The following is a 19,523-nucleotide window of genomic DNA, read 5'->3' on the forward strand; positions in this document are numbered from 1 at the left end:
GTTGCGTTTTCGAGGACTTCGTTCGCGGTGAGTGACCTGCCCGCTCCGCGACCGCTACCGCCTTTCTGTTCTCAATCGTCGGCGTGGACAGCTGGCGGCGCGTCCACGACACGAGCCACGTCAGGGTAACAGGCCCGCAGTCCATCGAGATCGCCGCGCTGGCGATACTGACAGTACTCCGCCAACAGCTCTACCAGTGCGGCCGGGGCACTCCTCGCCTCGGGTTGTTCGGTCATCGCAGTCGGGTCCTGGTCGTCTTCGGGCGTGTACACCGACTGCACCACGGTCCCATCGCGCTGTTCGTGGTACCGAACGCGGCCACCGTTCTCGAACCACCCGGTGGTGACCAGCTCGCCCGTCGCCTCATACCGCGTGATGTTCGCAATGCCGGGCAAATCGTCGTACGCCACTTGTGACCGACCAAGCCCGGCCGTCGCTAAGATCTCCTCGATCTGGGTGGCGTGCGCACAGCCTGTACTCCGACAGGGCTTGCACCACACTCCTGTCCCCACGTCCATCACGTAGTACAGCTCAGCCTTCGAGATCTTTGATCGATCGTCGAGGGTCGAGATGTTCACCGACTCGCCCAGCCGATCCCAGAACTGAAACACCGGCAACGTCATCGACGACCCTCCAGCAGTGGACACCCCACCCGATGCGCGTACCGTGACCGAATCGGACGGCCACAGTTCCGGCAACGCTGGCGCTGTTCATATTCTTGATACGATTCGACACCGTTACATGTCTCTGCTTCGTTCCCAATCATGGGTTCTTGCACCGCAGAGGACCCAGCGTCGGGTGCTTGTGACACCCGGCGCGTTCACTATGAACGCACACGCCATGGGGCGCTGCTGGCGTCCTCGTTTATCGTTCCTTACCCCATCACATATAAAGGTACTGATCGTATCGGGTATATTATAATACACTAACAACTCGTCCGTGATGCTCACGCAGGGATCGCGGCCCTACCGGTTCCCATCAACACCGAGTTCAGCAGCGAACCGGTCGAAAAACGCCTCCATGAACTCCCAGCGAGCGGCTCCGAGCTGGCGCGCTGGTGGCGTGTACAACCGATCCAGACGCTCCCGCGCCCACTCTCGAAGGAGTGTCACGTCCGGGCGATCCGATTCGATCGTCTCCGATGCCGTCGCGTCGTCGATCACGGCGTACTGCTCTCCGGCTCGTCCCGATCGCTCACCGACGATACAAGCCAGCCGAACGATACCGCGCGCACCGGCAGCGTCCAACTTGTCCGCGTCGAACAGCAGTTTCGCCTCGATCGTCTCCGGCTCTGGAGAACTCGACCGAATGCTATGGGCACGGACGCAGTGTGTGATCGCATCGATTCGGGCACTTGCCACGCTTTCGGCGTCGAGCAGCGCCGCCGCTTTCGTCGTCGCCCACTTATCGTGATGATCGATCGCCCCGACGCGCTCCCGTGGACGACCAATGTCGTGGAGCCACGCCGCTGCGGACAGGATCGCGCGATCAACGGCAGTATCACACTCATCCGCCAGCCGAACAGACAGATCTCGCACGCGTTTAGCGTGGAATTCATCGTGCGCCGGAAGCGCGTCCTCGTAGTAGGGCATCGCCAACCGTCGAGCAAGCGAACCCAATTCTTCCGTCATAGGCGGGATCGACACCCAGACAGTATAGCGATTGTGGCTGGAATCCCCGACGCCGGTGGCCGATCTACCGACCAACGAACGCCGGATCGTCGTCGTCGAAAAACGCCGCATACCCCCGTTGATAGTCTTCAGTTCGGGCGGCAGTTGCGATAGCGTCGGTTTCCTCTGCGAGCTGTTGGGCGAGATCCCGGTCGAAGCTCTCGGTGAGCAGCCGTTTGGTCGCGCTGAGCGCGGCGGTCGGGCCGTCCGCGAGCCGTTGCGCGACGGCGTCGAGCCGCTCGTCGAACGAATCGGCGGAAACGCTCTCGGTAACGAGACCGAGACTCACCGCATGATCGGCTCCGATGGGTTCATCGAGCAGAGCGATCTCCTTGGCCCGGCGAAGCCCGACCAGTCGGGGCAACAGAAACGTCGCGCCGCCGTCGCCGGTGAGGCCGATCTCCGGATACGCGAACTGGATCGTTGCGTCTTCTGCCATCACGACGAGATCCCCACCGAGCGCCAGCCCGACGCCCGCACCGGCGGCAACGCCGTTGATCCCGGTCACAACCGGCGTGTCCGCCTGGTGAAGTTGGATCACGCTGTCGTGCAACATCGACGCGAGCCGTCGCAATCGCGGTGCGTCCCGCTCATCTCCATCCAATGCTGTGAGATCAGCACCCGAACAGAACGCGTCCGTCCCCGTGAGTACCAAACACCGTACGGCGTCATCATCGTTCAGCTCCGTGATCACGGTGAAGAGTTCCTCGGCCATCGTCGTCGTGAGCGAGTTGAAACCGGCTGGGCTGTCGAGCGTGATCCGAGCGACCGACTCGTCGGTCTCGACGCGAAGGGTCTCGTAATCGGTCATGACCCGTGTACAAGCGCAGCTGTGATAAAGCAAGTGGAGTGAAATTCATTCTGCCGTCGATGTGTGGATCGATTCACCCCGGTGGAGGCGGTCAGCGATCGTGTACGTCTGTTCGGCTTCGCGTCGGGTCGGGAAGTGGGCGGCCATATACCGGGCGGTCGCCATAAGCGCCACGCGTCGATCACCGTCGCAGTCAGCTCGGTCGAACTGCGAGAACGCGGCTTCAACGTTTTGGAGCGTGTGGAAGTTCGCGTCTTCGCGCAACAGTCCCGTTCCCAGCGTCTGTTTGAGTGCCACAGGATCACCACCCGCGTCGAAATGCTCGTTTACCAGCCGCGCGGCCCGATCGACCTGCCCCTGTTTGTCGAACGTTTCCAGCAGTCCCTCCCGAATCTCGGCAGGATCGCCGTCGGATGCTCCCGGTTCGGGATCAGGGATCGGGGCGGGAGGCGTGTTGAGAAACCGATCGAGGTAGACGCTCATCGCAGCGTCAATACAGCCACGATACACCTCGATGGCGTCGGTTCGTCGGGCCATGCCGTGAACGGCGTTCGCGTAGGAAAACGTGTGATGAACGGTGTTCCAGTCCGAGAACTCGTTACTGGTCGAAAACTGCACGATCCGGCGGGCGGCGGCGGTGGTGACCGCGTGGGCGAGTTGTTCGTGTGTCGCCCCTAAACGGATAGCGTCGGTGAGCGCCTCCGTGATCGCGTGGGGATCGTCTCCGAGGAGCGTTTCGATGAATCCAGCCGGGCGCTCCCACGTTCGACCGTCGCCCGCAACGACCAGTTCCGACAGCCGCTCGTCGGCGTCGAAACACAGCTGTGCCACGTCGATCGGTTGGCGCCACGCTGAGCGCTCCTCGCTCCGACTCGCGTCCGTGATCTGCTGGACCGTCGCTGCGAGAATCGAATCGGCGTGCTCCCACCCGAGGTGATCAACTGTTTCGAGCGCTTTGTTGATGAAATCGAGCGTATGTCCCGTATTCATGTACAGGTGATCAGTGGCGGCAGCGACCAGTATCCCCGCGACCTGTGGCGGAGCGAGGTTCTCGACAGCAGTGAGCAAACACCGCTCAGCGCCATCGGTGTCGCGCACGGCACACGTCTCCCGGAACCACGATTTCAGCCGGTCGTAGCCTAACGATCGATTCGCAAGCTGATACTGGCTGAACCGTGGTGGCTCATCCGCGCAGTCATCAGCGACGTATCGAACGCCCGTGTACAGCGCGCGGGTCCGATCGGCAACCGCGAGATCGTCGTAAATGTTCGCCATCGCAGCCAACACTGTCAGTCCTGATCCCCACCCCATATCACGGTAGTTCGTTCCAAAGTTCACCGCAGTCTCGATGGGCGTGTAAAACCCCTCGTCCTCGGCGTCGAGTCCGATGACCGCCTTCGCCATAACGAGCGGAAGGTTCTCCTGAAGACCGTCCGCGAGTCGGTTGCGCCAGTAGATCGGTTCGGAGACGGTTCGCTCGGGATCCGGATTCAGGTACACGCCGTCATCGCGGAGTTCAACCGGATACGTCTGTACGTCGTCCGCCCAGATGTCGAACGTGTCTCCCTCTGCTAGCTCGAACCGGGCGTGGTGCCAGTGACAGGTCAGTATTCCCGAATCGACCGTTCCCTGTGAGAGGGGAAATCCCATGTGGGGACACCGGTTATCGACCGCGTACACCGTGCCGTCGTGGTGAAAGAGCGCGATTGCCTTCCCCGGATTGACGACCATCTGCCCGTCCGCCTTGACTGCCGACCGATCGGCAACCCGGACGAACGCTGATTCATCATCAGTCATACAGTGGTATGGTATTCCAACACACAAAACAGTTCCCTGAACAGTATTTTTGTAAGTAAATACGATAGATCGGGAGGCGTTCTTTTCAAGTATCTCAACAGCCAATAGTCTCTAACGAATGAGCGACGATTTTTATGATGTACTCGGCGTCTCTCGAGATGCGAGCGAGGACGAGATCAAATCGGCGTACCGGAAGAAGGCTGCGGAGTACCATCCAGACGTGAGCGATGAGCCGAACGCAGAAGAGAAGTTCAAGCAGGTGAAGAAGGCCAAGGAGGTGCTCACTGATCAGGAGGCCCGCAGAGCGTACGACCAGATGGGTCATGAGCGCTTTGAGCAAGCCGAAAAACGCGGCGGGTTCGATGGCGGTGCTGGAGCAGGGGCGGGGGGCAATCCGTTCGGTGGTGCTGGCGGTGATGGTCCCTTCGGTGATATCTTCGATCAGTTCTTTGGCGGCGGAAACGGTCGTCGCAGCGGTGCTCGTCCGGGGCGCGATCTCCAGACACGACTCCGGATTGATCTCGAAGACGCCTATCACGGCGTCGAAAAACGGATGACAGTCAACCGGCCCGAGCAGTGTGACGAATGCGGCGGGGCGGGACACCCACCGGACGCGGAATCTCGCACCTGTTCGGTGTGTAACGGCAGGGGGCAACAGACAACAGTTCAACAGACGCCGCTGGGACGGGTCCAGCAGACACAGACGTGCCGGGAGTGTGAAGGAACCGGCACGGTGTACACGGCAAGCTGCTCGGTGTGTGATGGTGACGGGCAGGTCATCAATGAGACGACACTCACGGTCGACGTTCCGGCAGGGATCAACGACGGACAGACGCTTCGCCTCGAACGGGAAGGTGCCCCGAGCGAGAGCGGCGGTCCGAACGGCGACCTCCTCGTTGAGATCGCCGTCGAATCGCATCCGGACTTCGAACGCGATGGCGACGACCTTGTCCATCGACTCGCGGTGTCGTTCCCACAAGTGGTGTTCGGTGATGAGGTCGAAGTGCCGACGATTGACGGGGCTGCGACCTTCGAGATCCCATCGGGAACCCAAAGCGGCGAACAGTTCCGGTTACAGGGGAAGGGAATGTCCCGGTTGCAACGGCGCGGGCACGGCGATCTCTATGTGTACGTACAGGTCGTCACGCCCGAAAGCATGAACGACGAACAGCGCGAGGCGCTGCAAGCGTTTGCCGAAGCCGGTGGCGAGGAGATCGACGTGAGCCAAGGATTCTTTGAGAAACTCAAACATTCCTTGTGAGACGATACGCACTGGTCTCTCTCCGACCGACGGTGTTTCCCGAGCGAGGGCAATCTCAGACATGACCAGACTCAACGAGTTACTCGCCCGCGATCGACGAACCGATGTGCTGGCGTTACGGGACGAAGCAAACGACCATCAGTACGACTACCGGCGGTTCTGTACGACGGCATGGAAAGTCGGGAACCTGCTTCATCACTTCGGTGTGCGGACGGGGACAACCGTCGTTGTCGCCGGAAGACAACGACCGGAACCAATACTGTCGGTGCTCGGAACGGCGTTGCTCGGCGGGACCGTTCGCGTCGGCTCTGAGATTGCAGACGCACGGGCACTGATTGCGCCGACAGTCGATTTCGACAGTGACACCCGTCAACCGGGAACTCACCGGATCGGGTATGGTGAGCGACCGACCGATCCGAGCGACACCTTTTTCGAACAGGATGTGTGGCGGGAGAATCCCACCCAGCCACCGGGTCGTGTCGCTCCCGATACACCCTTGGTAGAAACGACCGAAGCGACCTACACCCACAAGGCGGTGTTCAGCGCTGCCCAGTCGGTTGTCGACCGGTGGGATCTCACAGCCGACACCACGGTCGCCGTTCGCGCACCGCTTAAACGCCCCGAAACGATTGTCGCCGGCGTCGTCGCACCGCTGATGGCTGGTGCAACCGTTCTGCTTCCTGACGGCGGCGTGGGCGACTGCGCCGTCGTTGCTGAAACCGGACCAGAATCGCGGACGCTGACGGTCGATGCAATCGATCTCTGATTCAATTCGGTTGAGAACCTTACACAGCCAGTGAGACACTCCCGTCTGATATCATCCGAACGAATCCGAGCGAACGAGCAGCCACAACGCGAGCACCGCCAGCGGAAGAGACCCGACTACCCCGATCACCATCGGACCGAGCAGCCGACTCGGATCGCCCTGCTGGAAGAGCACGGCGAGACCCGTGTTCGCGTTGATGGCGGCGTGACCGATCACGGCTGGCCAAACGCTTTCACCCCGAAGTGCCACCCACGCCAAGAGCACGCCCACAACGGTAGTGAAATACACCATCCCGACGCTGCCGAGCAGCGGTGTGTCTGGGTAGTTGTGCCCCATCAGAATCAGTGGCCAGTGCCAGACGCCCCAGATCACGCCCGAGAGGAGGACCGCTTGCCGATTCCCGAGCGGGAGTAGTTTCGGAACGAGATACGCCCGCCACCCGAATTCCTCTCCGAACGTGGCGACACAGTTGATGGCAGTGGCAATTGTGAGCGCGCTGATCGTCTGAATGAGTACGAATTGCTCTGGTTGGAACGGAATCTCGCCGGACTGTCCCGTGCGGTGGAGCAACTCATTCACACTGCTCAGTGTCGGATCGAAAAACGCTGGGAACAGCGCGAAAAACAGCCCTCCTCCGAGATAGATCAGGAGCGGCAGACCGACCCACGCGAGAAGCCACCACTGCCAGTTGCGACGCAGGTGGGGACGGAGGTACAACCCACGCCAGCCTTCGTCCGTGACGACCCGTGTAAGAACGTTCCCGATCGCCGGTCCGAACATGTAGATTACGAGGAGCGCGTTCCACAATCGTATCCCAGCAAACAGCTCGGGACTGTCGGGACCGATGCCACCCGTCACGTAGACGACCGTTCCGATTATCCACGAGAATCCCATGGAAAACGCCACGAACAAATACACACGACGCCACGCCACCGCGCTGCGCTCGATCGCGCTCCATGTAACGGGAAGCAATGATAGCGTTTCAGGTTCTAATTTTGACATTCGTCGCTAGAACGAATTGCAATTATATTATACTATCGTCGTAAATACACTCTGGACGAGTAAATCAGTTGTTAGCGGGCGTCTTCGAGCCGATCGAGCGCACGGGGGTTTTCGATGCTCGAAAGGTCACCGAGGTGCTCGTCGTTGTACACCGACTCGATGGCGCGCCGGACGATCTTTCCGGACTGTGTTTTGGGGAACTCCTCGACGAACAGTATTTCTCGGGGCCGGAACGGCTTTCCGAGCGTCTCGCCCACCAGTTCCCGCAGTTGCGTCCGGAGATCGCCGGACACTTCGACATCGTTCTCCGCAATGACGTATGCGACAACCGCCGTTCCGGTCGTGGAATCGTCTGCACCGATGGCTGCGGCTTGGTTGACGGCGTCGCTGTCCATGAGCGCGCCCTCCACTTCAGCGGGACCGACCTTCCGCCCGGCCACGTTGAGCGCGTCATCAGCGCGGCCGTGAAGGAACCAAAAGCCGTCGGCGTCTTGTTGCGCCCAGTCACCGTGATCCCACAGCGGCGGGTCCTCGAACGTCGACCAGTACTCTTCGAGATACCGCTCGTCACCCGACCAGAGTGATTTCGTCATCGAGGGACACGAATCGCGGGCGACGAGAAACCCGCGCTCGTTGTCTTCAGCGACGCTCTCGCCCGACGCGTCTACGATGTCGACAGCCATACCGAGTCCGGGCTTACCGAGCGTGCACGGTTTGAGCGCCATTCCGGGGAGGGGCATCAGGAAACAGCCACAGATCTCGGTGCCGCCGGAGATGTTGATGATGGGAATCTCGCTGCCTCCCACGTTCTCGAAGAACCAGTGCCACGATTCGGGATCCCACGGCTCACCAGTCGATCCAAGGAGGCGAAGGGATGAGAGATCATAATCTGACGGCCGCACGTCGTCTTGCTTGCGGAGCGCACGGATCGCAGTGGGAGAGACGCCGAACACTGAGAGTTTGTGGCGATCGATCATCTCCCAGAACCGATCCGGGCTGGGATAATCAGGCGCACCCTCATAGATGAACACCGTACCGCCGAACGTGTGGTTACCGATGAGCGTCCACGGTCCCATCATCCAGCCGATGTCTGATACCCAGAAGAACCGATCGCCGGGCTTGTGATCGAAGCCGAAGTACACTTCCTTTGCACACTGCATCTGGATGCCGGCGTGGGTGTGCACGATCCCTTTCGGCATTCCGGTGGTGCCCGAGGAGTAGAGTAGCATCGATTCGTCGCTCGCGTCAAGTTCGCGGGTTTCGAACGCGGCCGAACACGCACCGACAGCCTCAGTCCACCGTTCATCACGGGAATCGTTCCACGGAACGTCAGCACCGAGCCGATCGTAGACGATCGTGTGCTCGACGTGGCCCGCCGCGTCGATCGCCGCGTCGGCGGTGTCTTTCAGGATGACATCGTTTCCGCGCCGACGGAAGCCGTCACCGGTGAACAACACCGAACAGCCCGCGTCCGCAATCCGGGTTGCGGTAGCATCCACGCCGAAGCCCGAAAAGATCGGCACCGCGATCGCGCCCGCTTTGAAACACCCATACAAGATCGACACGACTTCGGGGACCATGGGCATGTACAACCCCACCGTGTCGCCCGGTTCGATCCCCCGCTCCACCAGCGCGTTGGCCACCTTGTTCGACTCTCGGTACAGTTCGTGGTAGGTGACTTCCCGAACGGTGCCGTCTTCGCCCTCCCAGACCGTTGCAACCGAATTCCGGGTGGGGCTGTCCGGCGCAGCGTGACGATCGACCGTATTATGGGCGATGTTGATCGTCCCGCCGGGATACCAGTCGGTAAACTGAGGGCCTGCTGTGTCGTCGGACCGCGCCCGACTGCCTGAGGTGTCGTCTCGAACGCTGTCGTACGGCTCGTAAAATTCAATACCCAGATAATCCACCAGCTCGTCCCAGAACCATTCTACGTCTTGGCTGCGTTCGATCAACGCGTCGTAATCCTCGATGTCGTGTTCGTCCATGAACTCGAAGACGTTCGTCGATTCAACGGTCGCTTGGTCCGGCTCGTAAACGATCTCATCCATCGTCGGTGCATCGCTCATACTGGCGAATGTTACCCGAACAGCAAGTAATTTCGGACATATATCACTGATCGAGACAGGAACGGGACCGCTCCGGTGGAACGGACTGGATCAGGATTCATCCGGTGAAGGACGTGATCAGATGGAGTAGCGGGCGATAAACGCTTTTGTCGACTGCTAGCCAATCATCGAGTATGTACGTCCGGGACGCCAAAAACCGAGACGAAGTTTGGTTGCTCGACCACATCGAGGAAATGGAACTCGATGAAACCACGTTCCGGTCGCGTGATTACGTCATTGCTATCGACGAGCAGACAAACGAAAAAGCAGGATTCGGCCGTATTCGTCTGCACAAAACGGGGGCGGAGACCGAACGAAGCCCGAGCGGACAAGGTGAGGGTGGCGAGATCTGTGAACTCACGAGCATCGGTGTGCTCGACCACTGGCGCCGGCAAGGCGTGGGTGCACACGTCGTTGAGCGACTCGTCGAGACCGCTACGGACCAAGGGTACGAAACGGTGTATTCTCTCACCGACGAGCCGAGATATCTCGCACAGTTCGGATTCGAAGCGATCGAAACCGACGAACTCCCGACAGTCCTGCAACACCGACTATCGGAAAAACGCGAATCGCTCGCCCCCGAAGCGGTCCCGATGGCGATCGACAGCGGAGCGTTCGAGATGCCGACGCGACTCCGAGAGCGGTTCAAACACGCCTCCGAGCAGGTCCCAGAGGACGAACCGGAAGAGACACCCGAAGACTTCGGTATCGACTCCGAATCAGCGACGTACAAATACGACATATAATGTTTATTTTCACCCACTCCTCACTGACAGGTCTGTTCTACCTCGTAATATAAATATGATAATTTTTGAGCGGCAACCCACCAAGGGTTAAGCCTGCTCGTCGCCACGATCCACGCATGTTCGATGAAGAGGACCTTCGTTCGATTCGAGAGGGTCGAGACGAATGGGAAGAAGCGTTCCACCAGCCTACACTCGATCGGTTCGGTGAACGGAAAGACCAGTTTATGACCGACACGGGCGGACACGAAGTCGACGCCCTGTACACACCGAGTGATATCGCTGATCTCGACTACGAGGACGACCTCGGATTTCCGGGTGCAGAACCCTACACGCGCGGTGTCTATCCAACGATGTACCGCGGGCGGCTGTGGACGATGCGCCAGTATGCCGGGTTTTCGACGGCCGAAAAGACGAACGAACGATATCATTACCTCCTAGACGAAGGCCAAACCGGGCTGTCGATGGCGTTCGATCTCCCGACCCAAATGGGGTACGACTCCGACGCGGAGATGGCAGCAGGAGAAGTCGGAAAGTCCGGAGTCGCCATCGACTCGTTACACGACATGGAGACGGTGTTCGACGGCATCCCGTTGGACGAAGTATCGACCAGTATGACGATCAACGCACCGGCATCGGTGTTGTTGGCGATGTACATTGCCGTCGGTGATCAGCAAGGTGTCGACCGCTCACAGCTCCGGGGCACCATCCAAAACGACGTTCTCAAGGAGTACATCGCTCGCAACACCTACATCTATCCACCGGAGCCGTCGATGCGGATCATCACCGACATCTTCGAGTTCTGCGCGTCGGAGGTTCCGAAGTTCAACACCATCTCGATTTCTGGGTATCACATTCGAGAAGCCGGCTCGACCGCTGCACAGGAGATCGCCTTCACGCTCGCGGACGGGATGGAGTACGTCGAGACGGCACTCGACGCCGGACTAGAAGTCGACGAATTCGCCCCGCAGCTGTCCTTTTTCTTTGCGGCGTACAACAACATCTTAGAGGAGGTTGCGAAGTTCCGCGCCGCCCGGCGACTGTGGTACTCGCTGATGGAGGATCGATACGGCGCGGAGAATCCGAAGTCGAAACAGCTGAAGTTCCACACCCAAACGGCAGGCTCGACGCTCACTGCCCAGCAGATCGAGAACAACGTTGTCCGTGTCGCGTATCAAGCGCTCGCGGCCGTCCTCGGGGGAACACAGAGTCTCCACACCAACGGGAAAGATGAGGCGCTGTCGCTACCGACCGAGGAGAGCGTCCGTACTGCCCTCCGTACACAGCAGATCCTCGCCCACGAGTCGGGCGCGGCCGACACGATCGACCCCCTCGGAGGCAGCTACTACGTGGAGCACCTCACGGACAAACTGGAACAGCAAGCCCGCGAGATCATCGAGGAGATTGACGAACGCGACGGGATGCGCAACGCCATCGAAGAACAGTGGGTGCAACGCCAGATCCAAGACGCCGCGTTCGAACGCCAGCGCGAGATCGAGACGGACGAACGGATCATTGTGGGCGTCAACGAGTTCACCGTCGATGAAGAACCGACCGAAGACATCAAAGAGGTCAATCCTGCGGACGAAAAGCGCCAGATCGAACGGCTCGAAGGCGTCCGAAAGCGCCGCGACGACAGCGAAGTTGAAGACGCCCTCGGGGCGCTCAGAACGGCCGCCCGTGGCGAAGACAATCTGATGCCGTACCTCATCGACGCAGTCAAGGCGTATGCGACGACCGGCGAGATCTGCAACGCAATGCGAGACGTGTTCGGAGAGTACCAACCCGGTACCGCACTGTGAGCGATTGGTCACAGTTCCCACGGCGGACACCGCCGTCCCGAACTGCCCGTTCCCGAGTGTTTTATTCGTGGGGCCAATTACCAATCACATATGGACTTCGATCACGCCGGAATCGCTACGGACAACGCGGCGGAACTCGCCCACCAGTACTGTGAACTGTTCGAAACAAGCGTCGTTCACGAGGAGGAACTCGACAGCCTGCGCGTCCACTTTCTCGATGTCGACGGGGGCTACTTCGAACTACTCGAACCAACCGAACCGGGGACTGTCCAACGATATCTTGACCACAACGGTCCTGGCGTCCACCACCTCGCACTCACCACCCCGAACATCGAAAACGCACTCGAACGCGCACGAGAGATGGGAATCGAACTCATCGACACGACACCCCGTCCCGGTGCATGGGGACACGATGTCGCATTTCTCCACCCGAAGTCAACCGGCGGAATCCTCATCGAATTCGTTCAACACACCGATCGTGAATCGAACCCACGACACTGACGTCAGTACGAACGTAATAAATAATAGGTGATGAAAATGCTTACGGATATGGCTGCGATGGAGTAACTAATGACCATATCGATAGATCATTCAACTATGGATATAGAAGATGATAAAATATCTGAGCGAGGGGAGCTTAATAAGGGTTTTATTCGACGGCAGAAAGAGCGCATAGCGACCATCGAAGATCGAGACGATCACATCATTTACGACCGTCCTGCCAAGATCAGAATTCAGGCCGTCAAAGGACGGAACATCTCCGATTGGGATGTCGATTTTGAGACGACCGTAGAGGGGGGTGGATGGACTACGTTCGAGGTTACCGGCCACGAATATCGGATCAAACTGTACGGCATTGAGAAACGAGAAACCCATATCCACCAATTACAAAGTGGATTACACGTTTGCGTTTCAGTCGATCGGTTCGAGAACGACAGATGGGTCGAGTACATCGATAAGGGAGGGAGCCACCACCACGACCTGCGATGGGATGTCTCCTACGACATCGAATTCCTTAAGTTCATGGAATAATTTCGGTTCTCGAATCGATTCCCTGTCACATTCGTTCGCAGGGAACCCGAGCGGACCACTTCGACATTCTCAAACAAACCGAAGCGTTCGCTGTGATCTTTTGGAATAAACGGATAGCAACTGGTAACGAGATCACTTCGACCGACAAGTTAAAGCTGTATGAGTTCGTAACACATTCGCGCGCAGATACTATGGAGGGTGAATATGCTGATCCAGTGTAACGAATGTGGCAGTAAAAATACCGTGATTACCGAGGACAGGGAATTTATCCGTTGTCTTGAATGTGGTAACACCGAAGGGTAATTCGAGGGAAAGCGGTAAAACCTCCCGCCGGCCGCCAGTTTTTCGCTATTCAGCATCTAACAATATTCATTATAGAATTATATAAACTATAATTGTGATGTATTCTGAGTATGCGAACGGATGTAAATAGATCTACCCCGTCCCGCCGCATTCATGATTGAGTATTATCACATATCCACTAATGAAATTTATTTGTCTATTTAATCGAAGAGTGAAGAACTGACGCATTACGGATTATTCCAATCATTCGGCGCAGCAATTCGGATTCTCTTTTTGATCGGACCGTCTTAAAAGAGTGAGGAGATTTTCCGTATTCGACCGAATTACTGCTCCAAGAACCCAGCACCAAGTCCGATCTATCCGTAACAGTGGAATGAACCTTCGACACATTGTTATGTCAGCATATATTATAATAGCAATATAATTATTGCACAAGTTATGAAAATGAATATATAGAAAACATCATTTTGGATGCGCTCGGAGGCAAGGTATGTTCCGACGTGGTGCGTTCGTTCGTGAGCAGTGTACACCAGTTTCGGACGACCAACTACAGCCCAACGGGATCGACCTCACAGTAGGCAGCGTGTTCGAACAGATTGACGCGGGTCGTGTTGGGTGTGACAGTAAGGAGATTGGCGATCGTCGGGAGCGGACCCCACAATCCCTCACAGAAAACGAAGCACAAACGTACTATCTCGAACCCGGGGGATACATCGTTCGATATGGTGAAACGGTGACCATTCCAGACGATCACGTCGGATTCGTGTATCCCCGATCGACGCTCATGCGTAACTCCTGTATGCTTAACACGGCCGTCTGGGACGCCGGATACGAGGGCAAGGGGGAGGGGCTGTTGCAAGTTCATCACGACATTGAGCTCGAACAGGGTGCACGAATCGCACAACTCGTTCTCGCTCGGGCAAACCACGATGAGACGTACGACGGAACGTATCAGGGTGAAAACGTCGATACAGAGTAGAGATCCGACGCAGTCGCTGAGGCACGCCAGCAGTTGCTGGAATACCACGGCCGGAGGAGCAAACGGTTACAGAGCCCAACGATGCCACCACATTATTCACGGACAGCCATCACGGCCGTACTTGTGATCGCTGTCATCGGTCCAGTGCTCGGCGCGCCCGCAGCGCATCCAGCAGACGAGCACACGACACCGGACGATGTGGAGGGACACGGCAGTACTGACTGTCAGCCGCCTATCTTGTCTGAAAGTAATGGTGATCGGGCGGTGGACACTGGCACGGTTCCAGTCGCTGACACGGCACACAACACCAGCGAACGAGGAGAACAAGGGGTATCCGGGGACGATATCACCGAAACAATCGGGATCGCGAACAGCACGATCCGCTCCACGCTACTGTGTCATACCGTACCGACGTCCACGAGCGAAACGGACGATCAGAGTCCCATCACACTGGAACGACTCACCAACGCAGCGGTCCGAACGCTAAACCGAACTGGAGGAAGAACCATCACTGTCGTCGACACAGTGGAACACGGCGTCGTGCGCGTCGTCAACAGAACAGTTGTTGCGGTGCGTCTGCCGGGCCGAACGGAGAGACAGCCCACCACGCCGCCGACGGAGGCGAACGACGATTTACACAACGCCACTCGAACGGAACGAACGGACTCCGCACCGGTCAAGCGGACGATCAGCGCTGAAACCGAACGGCGGCAGTCGACTCCGTCGATCGACGAGACGGTCCCAAACACACCCACGCCAGCAGCAACGGCAACGACGCCAGCGGCGACAACAACAAGACAGCCGACGAACGTTCACTCCTCGTCCCCTGAAACGACGACGGAGCATCATCCGGATCGAGAAACGACAACCGTTTCTCTCCCAGTCTCAGTTCAGTCACCACCGGACAACAACGACGGTGGCTCGAACGCGCCGCGAGGAACGAAACCACCGTTCGAACCAGAACGGAAAACGGGGGCCGCCGTCGGTTTGAGTGCGACTGCGGTGCGGCTACTCCTCAGACACGGAAGCACTGCGTCCGAAACCGTATCGAGACCACACGCGGTGTCTGTCCAGTTCCGACTCACGACCGTCCTCAGTTCACTCTCGCAGGTGATGGTGCTGCTACGGTACAGTCGGTACGACGATTCGGATCCGCTCGAACACGACGGACGGGAAATCGTGTTTGAGGCGATCGAAGAGACGCCGGGGATCTATCTCTCAGCGATAAATAGCCACACAGAGTTCTCACTGTCGACGCTGCGCCACCATCTCCGAGTTCTGGAGCGAGAAGAACTCATCACGAGCGTGAAGGTGCATGGGAAACGGCGTTTTTATCCGACCAATAGCGAACGCATCGAACTCACGGCTGCGTTGGGAGAGGAAGCGACCGCGAACGTCATCGAAGCGCTCTCTGACCTGGGTCCCGTGACGGTATCGGAGTTAGCGGACGAACTGGATCGGGATCCGAGTACCGTGACTCACCACCTCCAACGGCTCGACGACGATGATCTCGTCTGTCGGAAACGATCCGGGCGTGTGGTGATAAATCGCCTCTCGGACGACGTTATGACGTATCTCACGGAGCAACCGGAGCGAATCCCGACAGCGTCGAGTGCTGATTAGCTGTAGATGAGGATCGTCGCCGCATCCAGTTCGATTACGTCGACTTCCTCGCCGCTCGCAGCGCGCTGTTCGTCGAGGATATCGACCGCATCAGGATCGAGTGCGACCGAATCGCCATCGACATCAACGGAGATTTCGCCGTTCGTTTCGATCTGTGCCGTCAGTTCGGCGGGATCAGCTGCTTCGAGCGCAGAGACGACAGCACCGGCTTGATCCCGGAACTGGGGACCGATCACCGAGTGATCGGGATCAATACCGACAGGAACGAGTTCGACGTTTGGCCGGCCGGATTCGATGTAGACGGGAGCGTTGACCGCAGAGCTGAGGTCGTAGGTGTCGATTGCGGGCTGTTCCTCGTCACGGTCGACATACAGCTCAATCCGATCTAACTCCGCGTTGAGCGCCATTCCGGTGTCGGACTTCCAGCCACGGATCGCGCTTGCGACGTTCACGATGAGCCGTCCCCGTTGAGCGGCGTCAGCGTTGAACGTTTGGAGCGACGGCCACATCTCCGTGTGCACGCTTTCGGTTCCGTCGGGAAGCGTCTGATACGCCTCTTCGGTGAGGAACGGGGCAAACGGGGAGAGCATCCGTAGCGAGGCCGACAACACGGTGTACAGGGCATGGCGAGCCGCATCCCGTTCACCGGGACGACCCTCATACAGGCGTCCTTTGAGCAGTTCGAGGTAGTCGTCAGCGAGATCGTGCCAAATGAATTCCCGCAGTTCGCGCAACGCAGCGTCGAACCGATAGGCGTCCATGTGTGCTTCAACCTGATCAGCGACATCGCTACACCGGATCAGGATCCACTTGTCGGCGTCGCGGTAGGCCGGATCCTGAATCGATGGGGTGTCCGCGTCAAAATGATTCGACGCGAATTTGGTGATGTTCCACACCTTCGTGAGAAACCGCGAGGCAGACGTGACTTCTTTCCACTGGAATTGGATATCGGTGCCGGGCTGTCCACCGAGCGCGATCGCCTGACGGAAGGCGTCAGCGGAGTACTCCGAAATGACTTCCTTTGGCTCGACGAAGTTCCCTTTCGATTTGCTCATCTTGTTGCCGTCCTCCCCGAACACCATGCCGTTGATCAGTGCACGATCCCACGGACGTTCGTCTTCGAGCGCAGTAGTCCTGAGAATGGTGTAGAACGCCCACGTCCGGATGATGTCGTGGCCCTGCTCGCGCAACTGAACCGATTCGAACGATGATTCGGGCCAGTCGGTCACGTACAACGGCGTGATTGAGGAGTCCATCCACGTGTCCATAACGTCGGTCTCTCCCTCCCAGTTTGTGCTACCACACTCCGGACACGAATGATCGGGATCAGTCTCAGTCGGATCGATCGGAAGCGCGCTTTCGTCAGCGGTGTGGACATGGCCACAGTCTTCGCAGAACCACGCCGGGATGGGCGTCGCAAACACCCGTTGGCGGGAGATAACCCAGTCCCAATCCATCCCTTCGGCCCACTCTTCGAGGCGGGCGTACATGTGCTCGGGGACCCATTCGATCTCTTGAGCCGTTTCGAGAATCTCCGCTTGGTCGACCCGGACGAACCACTGGTCTTTGCTCAAGATCTCGATCGGTGTGTCACACCGCCAGCAGATCCCCACCGACTGTTCGGTAGACTCGCGGTCGTTCAAAACGTCCGCCGCCGCAAGAGCCTGTGCGATCTCCTCTTTTGCCTCGCTCACACCGAGTCCTTCGAACTCACCCGCGCGTTCAGTGAGATGACCGGACTCGGTGATGACCGGTCGAAGATCCAGATCGTGTTCAGCCCACCACGTAACGTCTTGTTTATCACCGAACGTACAGACCATCACAGCACCGGTCCCAAACGTGCTATCGACTTCCTCGTCGGCAAACAGTTCGACTTCCTGACCGAACAGTGGCACCTCGAACGTCTCGCCGATCCGGTCGGCGTAGCGCTCATCGTCGGGGTTGACAGCGATTCCTACACACGCAGCGAGCAGCTCGGGGCGCGTCGTTGCGATCTCGATACCGTCGCTGTCGCCGGACTGCGTCCGGCTGTTCGAGGAACGTTGGTCCTCGCTGTCGCCGGAGAACGTGAGATAGTACAGTGTTCCGGTTCGGTCGTCGGTTTCGACTTCGGCGTCAGCGATCGCGGTTTCACAGCGCGGACACCAGTTGACAGGGTGGTCGTCGCGGTAGACGTAGCCGTCGTCGGCCATCCGAACGAACGAGCGTTGCGTTTCCCCCCAGTATTCGGGATCCATCGTCCGGAACTCGTGGGTCCAGTCCTGCGAGAAGCCGAGATCGAGCATCGTCTCGTACATCGCGTCGATCTGGGACTCGGTGTGTTCGATACACAGCTCCCGAAACTCCTCGCGGGGAACGTCTGTGCGGTGGATGTCGTGGTTCTCCTCGACTTTCACTTCGGTCGGAAGCCCGTGGCAGTCCCATCCCTGCGGAAACAACACGTCGTCGCCGCGCAACCGGTGATAGCGGGCAGCAAAATCCATATAACACCAGCCCAGCGCGTTTCCGATGTGGAAGTTCCCGGTCGGGTAGGGCGGCGGTGTGTCGATCACGTAATCTGGGCGCTCCTCGTCGTCGCGGTACTGGTACACGCCCATCTCCTGCCACTGCTCGCGCCACTTCTGCTCGATGCTGTCCGGATCGTATTCGTCCTCTATCTCTGTCATAGCTTACGGAGTGGTCGACGGTCGTGCCAACTGAGAAGAGTTGTGACTCCGATGTGCGCGTTCCGGTTGCGACACTCACACACGTACTACCGGCGACCAACGCATACCCGTCCGTTGTGTGGTTGTGCGTATAAACGTGTTCCTCCGACGTGGGTTTGTTGGGAATGTCAAGCCGGATCCTCACGGAACCGCTCGATCGCAACAGTCGTAATATCATCATAATCGTCATCTGCGCCCACGAGAAGCGTTCCGTCAACGGCTTCAGCAGTTGCCAACGCAAACGAATCACCCAAGGAAGGATTGTATTCGATGACATACTCGGCAGCGTTATCCCAGAGTGCCTCGATATTAACCGGTGTCAGTCCGAGATCAAGAAGCCAGTCAAGATATTCATCAGCCACGTTCCGATCGTATTTTCGCGCGATAATGTAGCGGATTTCGGTGAGATTCACCCGACTGATATACCCGGTGGCGTTCTCTGCGGTAATAGCGTTCAGGTACTCTTCGACCGACTCACTTCCGGGTTCGTCGTCAGCGTGAGCAACAATCGGTTCTATGTCAAAAACGACACGATCGGGGACCGACATTCACTTCTCCAACGATGGATGATCATCCCGGTCTTGCTTTTCCCGCTCGCGCTTCTCCTGGAGAAGTTGCGTTGCGGGTTTGTCGGTCGTCGCCTCGCCGTGTTCTTTTGCGAAACCTCGCATCTCACACGGGGAGCGAACGTGCTCAACCACAACCGCACCCTCTTCTGTTTCACGAAACAGGACCTTTCCCGGAGTGTCGATACCGAGCTTCTCACGGAACGGCTTTGGAATCGTTGCTTGTCCGTGTTTGGTTACAGAGACAACTCTTTTCTCTGAATTAGTGTCTGGTTTCGAGCCACTCATTATTCATAACTTCGGCTCAATCATACATAACCCCCTCCCCCGATATTTATAAGATGAAAGAGACATA

General features: G+C 58.2%; 17 protein-coding genes. 8 read left to right on the forward strand and 9 right to left on the reverse strand.

Translation table 11 applies throughout. The features are described 5' to 3' along the window. Positions 1 to 71: 71 nt before the first annotated feature. From EIK79_RS04145 to EIK79_RS04160, 4 genes are all read right to left on the reverse strand, one after another. Complete coding sequence (locus EIK79_RS04145) at positions 72 to 623, reverse strand: hypothetical protein (RefSeq protein WP_124953880.1); 552 nt, start codon at positions 621 to 623, stop codon at positions 72 to 74. 342 nt (positions 624 to 965) lie between these two features. Further along, the gene (locus tag EIK79_RS04150) at positions 966 to 1,631 is read right to left on the reverse strand and encodes an HD domain-containing protein (RefSeq protein WP_124953881.1); all 666 of its coding nucleotides are present in this window, start codon (positions 1,629 to 1,631) and stop codon (positions 966 to 968) included. Positions 1,632 to 1,695: 64 nt separating this feature from the next. Then, on the reverse strand, positions 1,696 to 2,481 hold the full coding sequence (locus tag EIK79_RS04155) for an enoyl-CoA hydratase/isomerase family protein (RefSeq protein ID WP_124953882.1): 786 nt from the start codon (positions 2,479 to 2,481) through the stop codon (positions 1,696 to 1,698). A gap of 45 nt (positions 2,482 to 2,526) precedes the next feature. After that, positions 2,527 to 4,278: a Rieske (2Fe-2S) protein gene (locus EIK79_RS04160; RefSeq protein WP_124953883.1), complete on the reverse strand. Its 1,752-nt coding sequence runs from the start codon at positions 4,276 to 4,278 to the stop codon at positions 2,527 to 2,529. A 118-nt stretch (positions 4,279 to 4,396) separates the two neighbouring features. Between EIK79_RS04160 and dnaJ the strand changes: the two genes are divergently transcribed. Next, the gene (gene dnaJ / locus EIK79_RS04165) at positions 4,397 to 5,539 is read left to right on the forward strand and encodes a molecular chaperone DnaJ (protein ID WP_124953884.1); all 1,143 of its coding nucleotides are present in this window, start codon (positions 4,397 to 4,399) and stop codon (positions 5,537 to 5,539) included. Positions 5,540 to 5,600: 61 nt separating this feature from the next. Continuing rightward, entirely contained in the window at positions 5,601 to 6,305 is a 705-nt protein-coding gene (locus EIK79_RS04170; protein ID WP_124953885.1) for an acyl-CoA synthetase family protein, read from the forward strand. A 51-nt stretch (positions 6,306 to 6,356) separates the two neighbouring features. On the opposite strand, the gene EIK79_RS04175 is transcribed toward EIK79_RS04170, so the two are convergent. Then, positions 6,357 to 7,307, reverse strand: a complete 951-nt coding sequence (locus EIK79_RS04175) for a CPBP family intramembrane glutamic endopeptidase (RefSeq protein WP_124953886.1) — start codon at positions 7,305 to 7,307, stop codon at positions 6,357 to 6,359. Positions 7,308 to 7,378: 71 nt separating this feature from the next. After that, positions 7,379 to 9,376 (reverse strand): AMP-binding protein, encoded by a 1,998-nt coding sequence (locus EIK79_RS04180; RefSeq protein WP_124953887.1) that lies wholly within the window; start codon positions 9,374 to 9,376, stop codon positions 7,379 to 7,381. Between the two features lie 173 nt (positions 9,377 to 9,549). On the opposite strand from EIK79_RS04180, the gene EIK79_RS04185 reads away from it, so the two are divergent. From EIK79_RS04185 to EIK79_RS04215, 6 genes are all read left to right on the forward strand, one after another. Next, positions 9,550 to 10,161: a GNAT family N-acetyltransferase gene (locus EIK79_RS04185; protein ID WP_124953888.1), complete on the forward strand. Its 612-nt coding sequence runs from the start codon at positions 9,550 to 9,552 to the stop codon at positions 10,159 to 10,161. Positions 10,162 to 10,277: 116 nt separating this feature from the next. Then, on the forward strand, positions 10,278 to 11,960 hold the full coding sequence (locus EIK79_RS04190; RefSeq protein ID WP_124953889.1) for an acyl-CoA mutase large subunit family protein: 1,683 nt from the start codon (positions 10,278 to 10,280) through the stop codon (positions 11,958 to 11,960). A gap of 90 nt (positions 11,961 to 12,050) precedes the next feature. Beyond that, positions 12,051 to 12,461 carry a methylmalonyl-CoA epimerase gene (gene mce / locus EIK79_RS04195; RefSeq protein ID WP_124953890.1) on the forward strand — a complete coding sequence of 137 codons (411 nt, stop codon included), beginning with the start codon at positions 12,051 to 12,053 and terminating at the stop codon, positions 12,459 to 12,461. Between the two features lie 96 nt (positions 12,462 to 12,557). After that, positions 12,558 to 12,992 carry a hypothetical protein gene (locus EIK79_RS04200; RefSeq protein ID WP_124953891.1) on the forward strand — a complete coding sequence of 145 codons (435 nt, stop codon included), beginning with the start codon at positions 12,558 to 12,560 and terminating at the stop codon, positions 12,990 to 12,992. Between the two features lie 793 nt (positions 12,993 to 13,785). Further along, positions 13,786 to 14,274 carry a deoxyuridine 5'-triphosphate nucleotidohydrolase gene (locus tag EIK79_RS04210; RefSeq protein WP_124953893.1) on the forward strand — a complete coding sequence of 163 codons (489 nt, stop codon included), beginning with the start codon at positions 13,786 to 13,788 and terminating at the stop codon, positions 14,272 to 14,274. Positions 14,275 to 14,355: 81 nt separating this feature from the next. After that, the gene (locus EIK79_RS04215) at positions 14,356 to 15,897 is read left to right on the forward strand and encodes a winged helix-turn-helix transcriptional regulator (protein WP_124953894.1); all 1,542 of its coding nucleotides are present in this window, start codon (positions 14,356 to 14,358) and stop codon (positions 15,895 to 15,897) included. Here the strand turns inward: EIK79_RS04215 and EIK79_RS04220 are convergent. The 3 genes from EIK79_RS04220 to EIK79_RS04230 all read right to left on the reverse strand — a co-directional run bounded on the left by EIK79_RS04220 (position 15,894) and on the right by EIK79_RS04230 (position 19,456). Beyond that, the gene (locus tag EIK79_RS04220) at positions 15,894 to 18,563 is read right to left on the reverse strand and encodes a valine--tRNA ligase (protein WP_124953895.1); all 2,670 of its coding nucleotides are present in this window, start codon (positions 18,561 to 18,563) and stop codon (positions 15,894 to 15,896) included. The genes EIK79_RS04215 and EIK79_RS04220 overlap by 4 nt on opposite strands. 167 nt (positions 18,564 to 18,730) lie before the next feature. After that, entirely contained in the window at positions 18,731 to 19,150 is a 420-nt protein-coding gene (locus tag EIK79_RS04225; protein ID WP_124953896.1) for a PIN domain-containing protein, read from the reverse strand. Beyond that, complete coding sequence (locus EIK79_RS04230) at positions 19,151 to 19,456, reverse strand: AbrB/MazE/SpoVT family DNA-binding domain-containing protein (RefSeq protein WP_124953897.1); 306 nt, start codon at positions 19,454 to 19,456, stop codon at positions 19,151 to 19,153. Positions 19,457 to 19,523: the final 67 nt, after the last annotated feature.

Source organism: Halocatena pleomorpha (genome assembly GCF_003862495.1).
In the GTDB taxonomy this organism is placed as follows: domain Archaea; phylum Halobacteriota; class Halobacteria; order Halobacteriales; family Haloarculaceae; genus Halocatena; species Halocatena pleomorpha.